Below are 11,776 nucleotides of genomic sequence, written 5' to 3'. Positions count from 1 at the left end.
AACACTGCCCGCGTGGAGAGATCACCCCACCCCGCTCGCGCTGCGCGCGATCGACCCTCCCCCTCCAGGGGAGGGTAGAGACCTCACTCTTTCGGCAGCGCCGGCTGCACGATCTCCCTGGACGGCGCCTGCGCCTCGCAACAACCGGCAGTGCGCGACGCAAAGAGCGGCCTGCTCCTTTCTGACACACCACCAGGACGAGTCGCGGTCCGGAATTCGGCTCACCGGCAATTTCGCGCAGGAACCGGGCGGTGTGAACTCGTTCACTTGTCCGCTCAACCTTGATTCGCTACTCTATCGGTCTACTACCTTCAAACCGATGGTTTGCTTGGGATCGAGCATATGACGCAGTTCATTGCACTGTTCGTCGCCGCGATCGCCCTTGTCGTGCTGCCCACGATTGCCGCGGCTGACTGTCCGAAAGGCTACGTGCCATGCGGCGAACGAAACCAGTTGTGCTGCCCGCGAAAGTAGCAAGTCGCAAATGGCTTTGGCTTGGTAGCCTCGTCTTTGTCGCGACCGGCCTGGTGATGGTTGCAGCCTGGGTCGGATACCCGCGAAAGAAACAGACGATTGCGGCCATCCTCTCCGAGACCGGATATTTCGAGGTGGTCCCGCCGAGCACGTTCGGCGGTCCCGGCACCATCAACACGATCGAATATCTGAGCAATGGCCGGCTGGAGCTGCATCCGACCTGCGATATCGACCCCGCGCTGCTGGCCGACAAGATCCGGAAATCACCGACCGTGGACCGGGACCTGAAGCAGTCGCTCGAGAAGAATCTCGACGTGTCCGCGCAGGTCAGGGACAAGCTGTCGGCGGTCGCCGGAATGCAGCAAGTTGATTCAATTCACCTCAAGCTCGAGAACGCCAACATTCTCCTGATCTCCGACGAGTCGCTGATATCGACCCGCAATGCATTGCTGAAGGCCGAATGCGAGGACGCGATCGCCCTGAACCTTTCGAGCGGCGGAGTCGTCTGCCAGACGCGGTCCGTGCTGGAGGCCGACGTCGTCTACGAGATCAAATATCACAACACCATTTCGATGGAGGAGCGGGCCAAGCTGACATCCGAGATCGCGGCGAAGCTCGAGCTGGACGCCCACCAGGGATCGGACGACAAGGTGTCCGGCTCTCAATTGTTCTTTGGCATAAGGCTGTCGCCGAATCCGATCGTCCTGAAGTCCGCGGCGGGCGAGATCAAGCCCTGCAACAGGAGATAGGACGCCGCGCTTTCACCCTTTCGGCGGGGCCAGCGGCTGCACGATCTCCTTGAACGGTGCCAGCGCCTCGCAGCGTTCGGCGTGCGCCGACAGCGCCGGATAGCGCGATGGCTCGAACAGAAGCGGATGCGCTTCGCGGGTGAAGCGCACGACGCAGGCAACCGCAATGTCGGCGTGGCCGATCCGGTCGCCCAGCCAATACGCCGTCGTCCCCCCGGCGCGCTCGGCCTCCAGCACGCCGAGCACGTCGCCGATCTGCGCCTGGCAGCGCTCGACCCAGAGCGCAAGCTGCTCCTTCCGCAGCACGCGCTCATAGAGCAGGCTCACCGCCTTGTCGCCAAGGCCGGTGGCGAGCGCGCAGATCCGCAGGTGCTTCCGTCGCTCGGCGCCGCCGCGCGGCAGCATCGCCTTCTCAGGCCCGACGAGCTCATCGAGATAATCGAGAATGATCGTGCTCTCGATCAGCGCCTCGCCGTCGTCGAGCACCAGGGTCGGCACGCGGCGCAGCGGATTATACGGCGCGATCTTGTCGGCGTCGCCGAAGGTGGACCATGGCCGGTGCTCAAAGGCGAGGCCGTAGAGCCGCAGCGCGATCGCGACACGGCGGACGAAGGGAGAATCGTATTGGCCAATCAGGAACATGGTTCTCGCTCACTAGTCAGTGCCGGGGCTCGAAGCCGGCCATTCACCTTCTTCACAAGGCTATTATCGAACGACACAGCCAGCGAGCGGTGCCCAACGGCAACAGCTACACATTTTCGTCTCGGCACCGCCTCAACTCCAGCTTGCCGAACAAATTGTCGCATGGTTCATTCCGCGGACCCAGAGGGAAGCCAAATGAATCGGCGGGCATTGAGAGCGGCAGCGGTCGGCCTGGCTCTTACGGCGATCGTGCCCGACGTCACGTCAGCAGCCGATCTGCCGATGAAGGCGCCGCCCAAACCTGCCGACTTCAATCCGTTCTGGGCCGAGGCCGACTACCTTGCCTGGAGCGTGACGGGCGACAAGCTGCCGGCGCTGGTGACCACGAGCCCGGTCGGCACGCCGCTGGGAGTTGTCGGCGTGCTCGGCCAGCCCACGACGACCGTGCTGTTCGGCAATTCCAGTGTGAACAACGACTGGCGTTCGGGCGGGCGCATCACCGCCGGCTACCGGTTCGATCCGCAGCGCAGCCGCGGCATCGAAGCCTCGTTCTTCGGGCTGGAGAATCTCTCGACCGGATTTGCGACCGACACCAATGCCAATCCGATCCTGGCACGGCCCTTCACCAATGCGCTGACGGGATTTCCCGACGCGCTGATCGCGGGATTTCCGGGGCTGGCCACCGGCAGTGCCAGCGCGAGCGAAACCTCGCGCCTGCTCGGCGCCGGCGCGCTCTATCGCTGGGATCTCGGCGCGTGGAGCGGACAGCGCGTCAGCGCGCTGGTTGGCTATCGCTATCTGCGGTCGACCGACACGCTGACGATCTCCAATACTGCGACCATTCTTGCCTTCGGCACCTTCAGCCCCACCGACAATTTCAAGGCGTCGAGCAATTTCCACGGCCTCGATCTCGGCCTCACCGGCGACTGGCGCAATGGCCCGTGGTCGCTGGAGTGGCGCGGCAAGGTGGCGCTCGGCGCCAATCTCAACAGTGCCGACATTTCGGGCTCGACCGCCTCGACCGTGGCCGGCGTCACCACTACGGCCCCCGGCGGCTTCCTCGCGCTGTCGAGCAATATAGGCCATTACGACCAAACCCGCTTCGCCGTGGTGCCGGAGCTGTCGTTGAAGGCGGGATATCAGGTTGCGCCCGGCTGGCGGCTGATCACCGGCTACGACGTGATGTACTGGACCGGCGTACAGCGCGCCGGCGGGCTGATCGACACCACCGTCAATCCGAACCTCGCGCCACCGCCGGCCGGCGGCGGGCCGAACCGGCCCGCGCCGGTGCTCAACACGACGAACCTGCTTGCGCAGGGGTTCAGTTTCGGCGTGCGGTATAATTATTGAGGGCGTGTAGCCCGGATGGAGCGCAGCGTAATCCGGGATTCTGTCAGCGTGCGAGAAAAACCCGGATTGCGCTTCGCTCCATCCGGGCTACGGGCCACGAACATCACTCGATGATCGGCACATGCTTCGCCGCCGTCCGCGACGCCGTGCCATCGAGGCGCGGATCGTTGGCGATTTCGATCTGGCGGCGGAACGCACGAAATCCCGAGCGCTGATAGAACGCGATCGCCGACGGATGGTCGAAGGTGCAGGTGTGCACCCAGACACGGCGTACGTCGCCAGACCATGCGCGCTCCAGCGCGCGGTTCATCAGGAAGCGGGCGGAGCCGGTGCCGATCAGCTTCGCGGTGACGCCGAAATAGACCAACTCGCACTGGCCGGGCTCGCGGAAATCTAGTTCGAGCAAGCCTTCATCGCGGCCGTCCGCGACCAGTGTGTAGACCTCGACACCCGCTGCGTGGATGATCGCGGCGAGCTCCGCGTCGTTCATGCGCATCCGCGAAAACCACAGCCACTCTTCGCCCACGCGGCGGTGGAGATCGCGATACCAATGAAGCGCGGGCGCGTCGACCTTGCGCAAGGACCACGCGCCTGGAGGATCGTCGCGGCGCGCGGGAGGTGCGGTCATCTCCAGGTGGGTGACGACCGCGGCGATCTTGCCGGCGGGGATGTCGGAATAGCCGTCAGGGATGAGCATGGGGCCTCTCAGAAAGACATGACGAACAGCTCGCTTGCGGCCCATCCTTCGAGACGCCCGCTTACGGCGGGCCCTCAGGATGAGGTCGCGTTTGGCGGCGGGATATCAGACCCTCATGGTGAGGAGCCCGCCTAAGCGGGCGTCCCGGACCATGCAGGCCGCGCTCTTCCGGCACTCTCCAGCCAACAAGTCGCTCATCGCGGCGTCAAAATGATCGCTTCCGCGGTCGCGGCTTCGACGGCCGGGCGGCTGTAGAGCAGCGGGACATATTGGCCCGTGGCCCAGAGCGGAGCGAGGTCGCGATAATGGGCGCTGAAGGGATCGCCGGATTGGCCGGGCGTGTTGATGGTGCGGCTCGCATCCCAATTGCCGACGTCGAGCACCATGCGGAACGATGCGCCGGCGAACAGCTGGTAATCGGCGCGGCGGTAGGTGGCCGCGCGCGGCACATTGGCGGCACCGCCATAGGCGAGCGGGCCGACCGAGAGCTGCGCGGCGGTGGCCTTGTCGGCGAGCGGCATCAAGGCATGGTCGAACTTCGCGACATGCAGCCGGCCCCAGCGCCAGGTCGAGGCATCCGGCCCGAGCTTGCCCGCGACGTCGGCCACTGCGGCGCCGAGGCTGTCGCGCAGGATCTGGTCGCGCGCGGCAGCGGGATCGGCGCCGAACGAGGCATCGGGAGATTCCAGATAGGCGACCAACGCCGAAATGCTCGACGCCTCCGGCGCGATCAGATCGGCGGCCTTGGGAGCCGTGGTCTTCAGCAGCACCGGCCCAAGATGATTGGCGATCCAGACCTCGAACACGGCAGCCGCCGCGCTGTCGGCGGCATCGCGCGCGTCCCACGGCTTGAGCAGATCGAGACCCTTCTTCACATTGGGATCGTCGGAGGTGAGCGGCTGCAACAGCTTGACGAGGCGCCGCCCGAGCATCGCGGTGTCGTCGTTCTGCAAATCCATGGCGTCGGCGAGCGTCACCTTGCTGTTGGCCGCGAGCACCTCGGTGATGCGTTGCCAGCGCGCGCTGTCGGACCATTCGAAGCCGACCTTGCGTTCGGCTATCGGGTAATCGGCCGGCAGGTTCATCTGGTTGGCGGTGGCGAGAAAGCCCTGCTTGGGCTGATAGGCCTTCGGCAATTCGTCGAGCGAGAGAAAGCCCTGCCACTCATAGCGGCCGTCGCCGGGCACCGGCATCAGGCCGTCGAAGTTGGCGCGCCGCGGCGTCTTGCCGGCGGCAACCCAGCCGATATTGCCGCGGGTGTCGGCATAGACCTGGTTCTCCGATGGCGCGCCCCAGCGCCGCATGGCGGCGAGGAAGCCGTTCCAGTCCTTCGCGGTCATGTAGTCGGAGGACCCGAAATAGGCGGAGGTGCCGGGCTCGAACCAGATCGAGCGGACGGCAAAGGCGCGCTTGTTCGCATCGTCGACGAAGATGACGGGACCGTGCCGGGTGAATTTCAGCTCGAGGTCGCGATCGGCCTCACCCTTGACCTGCTCGGTTTCGTGGACGATGCGCATGTCCTCCCAGCCATTGCCGTAGCGGTACTGGTTGGGGTTTTGCGGATTGAGCTCGTAGACGTAGAGGTCTTCCTGGTCGACGTTGAAGATGGTGAGGCCGAAGGCGATGGTGCCGTTGTGGCCGATCGAGATGCCGGGCAGCGCCGGCTCGCCGGCACCGATCACGGAGAGGCCCGGCGCATTGAGGCCGACGATGTAGCGCAGCGAGGGCACACTGTGCTCGCGATGCGGATCGTTGGCGAGGATCGGGCGGCCCGTCGCCGTGCGCGAGGCCGCGATCACCCAATTGTTGGAGCCGATGGTGTCGCGCTGCTGGTCGGCCTCGGTGAGGTATTTGTCGGGATCATGGGCGAGTGCGGCCTGCTTGTCCTTCGGTGCCGCGAAGGCCACCGGGCGCGTCGCGAGATCGTAGGCCGCGAGCACGGCCTTCGGCACGCTGCAGGGGTCGAGACCATCGGGGACTTTCGTGGTCCATGCCGGCTCGAGCTTGACCCGAAAACGATCGGCATCCAGGCCGGCCGCGCAGGCGACCAGCGAGCGCTTGACCTCGGAGGCGACATTGCGCGTCAGGCCGTGGCTGCGGATGCGGACGACGTCATCCGCCGTCCACGGATCAGGCATGGTGCCGGCGATCCTGAACTCGATCGGCAGCGGGCGCTTTCCCGCACGCACATCGGCGACATAGGCATTGACGCCGGCGACAAACGCGTCCGCATAGGTCTTCGCCTTGGGACCGTAGGCCGCCCACTCCGCATTCATGTCGCCGCGATAGAGGAACAGCCGCAGCGCCTTGTCCTGCTCGGCATAGGCCGGGCCGAAATCCTTGGCGAGCAAGCCAAGCCCGCGCTTGCGCCAGAGATCGATCTGCCAGAGCCGGTCGCGCGCGGCGTTGAAACCTTGCAGGAAGAACAGGTCGTGCTCGTTGCCGGCGTAGATGTGCGGAATGCCCCAGACGTCGACCAGGATCTGGGCGGGGGCGTCGAGGCCCGCGACGTCGGTCTTGAGCTGCCGCGCGCTGCCGAGCGGATTCGGCTTGTCGCGCGCGATGGCCGTCGAGGTGAGCAGCACGGCGCAGATCGCTGCGCCGCAGAGCTTTTGGATGACCCGGTTGAGATCCGTGTTCATTGTCTTCTCCCGTTGTTGTTATTTTAGTCCGTAGCCCGGATGGAGCGAAGCGTAATCCGGGAATCTTACTCGTGGAGAAAACCCCGGATTGCGCTTCGCTCCATCCGGGCTACGACATCCGCCTATCCCTCTCCCTCGTCGCTCGCGAGCACGCCCTTCACCGCACGCGCCCAGCCGGCGAGCTTCCGCTCGCGCGTCGCCTGGCTCATGTTCGGCTTGAAGCGGTGCTCGAGGCGCCAATTGTCGGCGAACTTTGTCGGCTCGGGATAGACGCCCGCCTGGAGGCCGGCGAGATAGGCGGCGCCCAACGCGGTGGTCTCCTGGATCACGGGGCGATCGACCGGTGCGTCCAAGAGATCGGCGAGGCGCTGCATGGTCCAGTCGGACGCGGTCATGCCACCGTCGACGCGCAGCACGACGCTCGCGACTTCCGAGCTCGGCCAGTCCGCGCGCATCGCGGCCCAGAGGTCGAAAGTCTGGTAACACACGCTCTCCAGCGCGGCGTGGGCGAGCTCGGCCGGACCGGTGTTGCGGGTGAGGCCGAACAGCGCGCCGCGCACCCGTGGATTCCAGTAGGGCGCCCCCATGCCGACGAAGGCGGGGACCAGATAGACGCTCTGCATGGAATCGGACTGGTCGGCGAGCGGTCCGGTCTCGGCGGCGTGCTTGATGATGCCGAGGCCGTCGCGCAGCCACTGCACCGCAGAACCCGCGACGAAGATCGAGCCTTCGAGCGCGTAGGTGCGCTTGCCGTCGAGCTGATAGGCGACGGTGGTGAGCAGCTTGTTCTTGGAGACGACCGGCGTGGTCCCGGTGTTGAGCAGGGCAAAACAGCCGGTGCCGTAGGTCGACTTCATCATGCCCGGGCGGAAGCAGGCCTGGCCGATGGTCGCGGCCTGCTGGTCGCCCGCGATGCCTGAGATCGCGATCGCGCCGCCGAACAGGTCCGGCGTGCTCTCGCCGAAGCGGGCGGAGGAATCCTTCACCTCGGGCAGCATCGAGCGCGGCACGCCGATGATCTCCAAGAGCTCGTCGTCCCACTGGCCGGTGTGGATGTTGAACAGCAGCGTGCGCGAGGCGTTGGTGGCGTCGGTGGCGTGCACCTTGCCGCCGGTGAGGCGCCAGAGCAGATAGCAGTCGACGGTGCCGAACATCAATTCGCCGCGCGCGGCACGCGCCCGCGCGCCGGGGACGTGGTCGAGAATCCAGGCGACCTTGGTGCCGGAGAAATAGGGATCGATGATCAGGCCGGTCTTCTGCGAGATCACGGGCTCGCGGCCGCCGGCCTTGAGTTTCGCGCAGATGTCAGCGGTGCGGCGGTCCTGCCAGACGATGGCGCGGTGCACGGCCTGGCCGGTGGCGCGGTCCCACACCACGGTGGTCTCACGCTGGTTCGTGATGCCGATCGCGGCGATGTCCTTAGGCCCGATGCCGGCCTGCTCGATCGCGTCTCGGCAGACCATGACGGTCGAGGTCCAGATGTCCTCCGGCTCATGCTCGACCCAGCCCGAGGCCGGAAAATGCTGCGGAAACTCCTGCTGCGCGCGGGCGGCAATCGAGATGTCACTGCGAAAAACGATGGCGCGCGACGAGGTGGTGCCCTGGTCGATGGCGAGGACGAAAGACATGGAGCTTACCCTGGCGTTTCCCTGAGAGGGGGTCATTGTGTCGCGCCAAAGGGAGCGGATTAGGGCGGGAAGGTCAAGATTGGATGAGCGGACACGGCCGCCTCCCCTTCTCCCCTTGTGGGAGAAGGTGGCGCGCAAAGCGCGCCGGATGAGGGGTATGCTTCAGCGAATTCAGCGGTAAGAGGGTTGCACATGGAGAGAAACCCCTCACCCGTCTCGCCGCTACGCGGCGAGCCACCCTCTCCCACAAGGGGAGAGGGAAGAATCCCTACACCGCTGCCGTCGTCACGCCGCCGTCGATCACGATGGTCTGGCCGGTCATGAAGCTGGACGCGTCGGAGGCGAGATAGGCGACGGCGCCGGCGATTTCGTCGGGTTCGCCGATGCGGCGAAGGGGCGTGGTGGCGGTGCGGCGCTTGAGGTTGGCTTCGTCTTCCCACAGCGCGCGGGCGAAATCGGTCTTGACCAGGCCGGGCGCGATGCAGTTGACGCGGACGCCTTTCGGGCCCCATTCGCCGGCGAGCGAGCGGCACAGCGCGAAGTCGGCGGCCTTGGAGATGCCGTAGGCGCCGATCACGGTCGAGCCGCGCAGCCCCCCGATCGAGGAGATGATGACGACGGAGCCGTTGCCGCGCTCCGCCATTTGCGGGATCGCCAGCGCGGAGAGCCAGATGTTGCTCTTGACGTTGCTGCCCATGATCTTGTCGAAGGCCTCGTCGGTGATGTCGAGCAGCGGGCCGTAATACGGATTCACCGCGGCGTTGCAGACGAGGATGTCGATCTTGCCGTAGTGCTTGATCGTGCCCGAGATCAGCGCCTCGACCTCGGCCTTGCGCGCGATGTTGCAGGGAATGACGATGGCATCGCCGCCGGCTGCGATGATGCCGTCGGCGACTTCCTTGCAGGCGTCGGCTTTGCGCGAAGAGACCACGACCTTGGCGCCTAACTTGGCGAGCAACTCGGCGGAGGAGCGGCCGATGCCGCGGCTGGAGCCGGTGACGATTGCGACCTTGCCGGTGAGATCGAACGGGGTGTTTTTCATTGTTGTTGGGCTCCGCTGATTCCATTTACTCGATGTCATCGCCCGACTTGATCGGGCGATCCAGTACTCGGCGGCTGAGTTGCGTGAACGAACTGCCGCCGCGGAGTACTGGATGCCCCGGTCAAGCCGGGGCATGACAGTCTTCGCGTGGCCTAGATCAACTCAGATCAACCCGCTCCCATCCGCGACGCGGCGCTGGTGGTAGTCGGTGTCACCAAAGCTGTTCTCGATCATGGTGAGGCGCTTGAAGTAGTGGCCGATCTTCGCCTCCATGGTCATGCCGATGCCGCCGTGGAGCTGGATCGCCTGCTGTCCGACGAACTTCAGCGACTTGCCGATCTGCACCTTGGCCGCGGCGATCGCGTTGGAACGCTCCTTGGCGTCCTCGAAATCACCCGCCATGGTCGCGAACATCGACATTGATCGCGCCTGCTCGGCGGCGACGAACATGTCGGAAGCGCGGTGCTGCAACGACTGGAACGAGCCGATCGCGACGCCGAACTGCTTGCGCGTCTTGATATACTCGACGGTGGTCTTGAGCGACTCGTCCATCAGGCCGACCGCCTCGGCACAGAGCGCAATGCGGGCTTCGTCGACGACACGCTCGATCAGCGCGAGCGAGTCGTCGGGATTGCCGAGCACCGCATCCGCGCCGACCTCGACGCCGGTGAAGGTGATGTCGGCGGCGTGCAGGCCGTCCTGCGTCGGGTACGACTTCTTCGTCACGCCCTTGGCGCCCGCCGGCACCAGGAACACGCCGATGCCGGACTTGTCGCGGCGGTCGCCCTTGGTGCGGGCGGTGACAATGAGAGTTTCCGCGTTCTCGCCGTTGAGCACGACGAATTTCTCGCCGTCGATCACCCAGCCGTCACCCTTCTTCTTCGCCGTCGTGGCGACGTCGAACAGGTCGTAACGCGAGTTCTTCTCGAGCTGGGCGAACGCCAGCGTCTTGCTGCCGTCGATGATCCCGGACACGTGCGCGGCCTTCTGCGCATCGGAGCCGGCGTGGCGCAGGAAGCCGCCGCCGATCACAACCGTTGCCAGATACGGCTCAAGCACCAGCGCCTTGCCGAGCGCTTCCATCACGATCATGGTCTCGACACCGCCGCCGCCGAAGCCGCCATCGGCCTCCGCGAAGGGCAGGCCGAGCAGGCCCTGCTCGGCGAGCTTGCCCCAGACGGCCTGGCTCCAGCCGCCCTTCTCCTTCATGTACTTCTTGCGGCTCTCGAAATCATAGGAATCGGTCAGCAGGCCGTCGATGCTTTCCTTGAGAAGCCGTTGCTCCTCGTTCAGATCAAAATCCATTTCTTTGGTTCCTCGTACCCGGAATGACGCCTAGAGCCCCAGCACCGCCTTGGCGATGATGTTGCGCTGGATCTCGTTGGAGCCGCCGTAGATCGAGACCTTGCGGTTGTTGAAGTAGCTCGGTGCGATCTGGGCGGTCCACTCCATGGCTTCGTTCGAGCCGTCGTCGCCGTGCACGTCGTAGGGTGCTGCGAACGGGCCGATCACTTCCATCAAGAGCTCGGTGGTGGTCTGCTGGATCTCGGAGCCCTTGATCTTCAGCACCGAGGACGCCGGATTAGGCTTGCCCTTGCCGTGCTTGCCCTCGTCGGCGACGACGCGGAGCTGCGTCAGCTCGAGCGCCTTCAGCTCGATCTCGCAGGCCGCCAGCTTCTCGCGGAACGCGGCGTCCTGGATGATCGGCTTGCCGCCGGATTCGACCTTGCCGGCCAAGTCGCGGATGCGGCGCAGCCGCTCCTTGGAGACGCCGACCCGGGCAATGCCGGTGCGCTCATTGCCGAGCAGGAATTTGGCGTAGTCCCAGCCCTTGTTCTCCTCGCCGATCAGGTTCTCGTAGGGCACCTCGACGTCGTCGAAGAACACTTCGTTGACCTCGACGCCGCCGTCGATGGTCTGGATCGGACGCACGGTGACGCCCTTCGACTTCATCGAGAACACGATGAAGGAGATGCCCATCTGCTTCTTGGCGGAGGGGTCGGTGCGGCAGAGGCAGAAGATCATGTCGGCGTGCTGGGCGAGCGTGGTCCAGGTCTTCTGGCCGTTGATGATCCACTTGTCACCCTTGCGCTCGGCCTTGGTCTTGAGCGAGGCGAGATCGGAGCCGGAGCCGGGCTCGGAGAAGCCCTGGCACCACCAGTCGTCGACATTGGCGATGCGCGGCAGATACTGCTTCTTCTGCTCTTCGTTGCCGAAGGTGTAGATCACGGGGCCGACCATGCTGACGCCGAAGGCGAGCGGCTGCGGCGCCGGATAGGACTGCAGCTCCTCGTTGAAGATGTAGTGCTGCACGGAGGTCCACCCCGTCCCGCCATACTGCTTCGGCCAGTGGCTGACGCCCCAGCCCTTCTTGTTGAGGATGCGCCACCACGTCACCATCTCGTCCTTCGAGAGGTGACGGCCCTCGACCAGCTTGCGCCGCGTATCCGGCGGCACGTTGTCGCGGAAGAATGAACGCACTTCCTCGCGAAACGCCTGCTCTTCCCTAGTGAATGCGAGATCCATCGGATCCTCCTGTGAGCTTCTTTGTT

General features: G+C 65.2%; 9 protein-coding genes. 2 read left to right on the top strand and 7 right to left on the bottom strand.

What is annotated here, in order from left to right:
- Window positions 1-434: 434 nt before the first annotated feature.
- Window positions 435-1,223: a hypothetical protein gene (locus tag AC0L3X_RS39910; RefSeq protein ID WP_063980953.1), complete on the top strand. Its 789-nt coding sequence runs from the start codon at window positions 435-437 to the stop codon at window positions 1,221-1,223.
- A 12-nt stretch (window positions 1,224-1,235) separates the two neighbouring features.
- Here the strand turns inward: AC0L3X_RS39910 and AC0L3X_RS39905 are convergent, their stop codons facing one another.
- A complete protein-coding gene (locus AC0L3X_RS39905; protein ID WP_063980952.1) occupies window positions 1,236-1,865 on the bottom strand; it encodes a glutathione S-transferase family protein in 630 nt (209 codons plus the stop codon).
- Window positions 1,866-2,060: 195 nt separating this feature from the next.
- On the opposite strand from AC0L3X_RS39905, the gene AC0L3X_RS39900 reads away from it, so the two are divergent.
- A complete protein-coding gene (locus tag AC0L3X_RS39900) occupies window positions 2,061-3,215 on the top strand; it encodes a BBP7 family outer membrane beta-barrel protein (RefSeq protein ID WP_354131605.1) in 1,155 nt (384 codons plus the stop codon).
- A 103-nt stretch (window positions 3,216-3,318) separates the two neighbouring features.
- On the opposite strand, the gene AC0L3X_RS39895 is transcribed toward AC0L3X_RS39900, so the two are convergent.
- The 6 genes from AC0L3X_RS39895 to pimC form a co-directional block, all read right to left on the bottom strand.
- On the bottom strand, window positions 3,319-3,912 hold the full coding sequence (locus tag AC0L3X_RS39895; protein ID WP_063980950.1) for a GNAT family N-acetyltransferase: 594 nt from the start codon (window positions 3,910-3,912) through the stop codon (window positions 3,319-3,321).
- Between the two features lie 194 nt (window positions 3,913-4,106).
- Complete coding sequence (locus tag AC0L3X_RS39890) at window positions 4,107-6,554, bottom strand: penicillin acylase family protein (RefSeq protein ID WP_063980949.1); 2,448 nt, start codon at window positions 6,552-6,554, stop codon at window positions 4,107-4,109.
- Window positions 6,555-6,676: 122 nt separating this feature from the next.
- Entirely contained in the window at window positions 6,677-8,182 is a 1,506-nt protein-coding gene (glpK, locus tag AC0L3X_RS39885; RefSeq protein WP_063980948.1) for a glycerol kinase GlpK, read from the bottom strand.
- Window positions 8,183-8,450: 268 nt separating this feature from the next.
- Window positions 8,451-9,224 (bottom strand): SDR family NAD(P)-dependent oxidoreductase, encoded by a 774-nt coding sequence (locus AC0L3X_RS39880; RefSeq protein WP_039156171.1) that lies wholly within the window; start codon window positions 9,222-9,224, stop codon window positions 8,451-8,453.
- A gap of 162 nt (window positions 9,225-9,386) precedes the next feature.
- Entirely contained in the window at window positions 9,387-10,529 is a 1,143-nt protein-coding gene (pimD, locus tag AC0L3X_RS39875) for a pimeloyl-CoA dehydrogenase small subunit (RefSeq protein ID WP_063980947.1), read from the bottom strand.
- A 30-nt stretch (window positions 10,530-10,559) separates the two neighbouring features.
- Window positions 10,560-11,750 (bottom strand): pimeloyl-CoA dehydrogenase large subunit, encoded by a 1,191-nt coding sequence (gene pimC / locus AC0L3X_RS39870; RefSeq protein ID WP_063980946.1) that lies wholly within the window; start codon window positions 11,748-11,750, stop codon window positions 10,560-10,562.
- Window positions 11,751-11,776 lie beyond the last annotated feature (26 nt).

The organism is Bradyrhizobium sp. MI1.7, assembly GCF_055811795.1.
The sequence above is the reverse complement of the archived record's forward strand: the minus strand, read 5'-3'. Positions and strand labels throughout refer to the sequence as shown.

Excerpts from the sequence above, each read along its gene's own strand:
- AC0L3X_RS39910 (WP_063980953.1), top strand. The coding sequence starts at position 435 with ATGCGGCGAACGAAACCAGTTGTGCTGCCCGCGAAAGTAGCAAGTCGC.
- AC0L3X_RS39905 (WP_063980952.1), bottom strand. The coding sequence starts at position 1,865 with ATGTTCCTGATTGGCCAATACGATTCTCCCTTCGTCCGCCGTGTCGCG.
- AC0L3X_RS39900 (WP_354131605.1), top strand. The coding sequence starts at position 2,061 with ATGAATCGGCGGGCATTGAGAGCGGCAGCGGTCGGCCTGGCTCTTACG.
- AC0L3X_RS39895 (WP_063980950.1), bottom strand. The coding sequence starts at position 3,912 with ATGCTCATCCCTGACGGCTATTCCGACATCCCCGCCGGCAAGATCGCC.
- AC0L3X_RS39890 (WP_063980949.1), bottom strand. The coding sequence starts at position 6,554 with ATGAACACGGATCTCAACCGGGTCATCCAAAAGCTCTGCGGCGCAGCG.
- glpK (WP_063980948.1), bottom strand. The coding sequence starts at position 8,182 with ATGTCTTTCGTCCTCGCCATCGACCAGGGCACCACCTCGTCGCGCGCC.
- AC0L3X_RS39880 (WP_039156171.1), bottom strand. The coding sequence starts at position 9,224 with ATGAAAAACACCCCGTTCGATCTCACCGGCAAGGTCGCAATCGTCACC.
- pimD (WP_063980947.1), bottom strand. The coding sequence starts at position 10,529 with ATGGATTTTGATCTGAACGAGGAGCAACGGCTTCTCAAGGAAAGCATC.
- pimC (WP_063980946.1), bottom strand. The coding sequence starts at position 11,750 with ATGGATCTCGCATTCACTAGGGAAGAGCAGGCGTTTCGCGAGGAAGTG.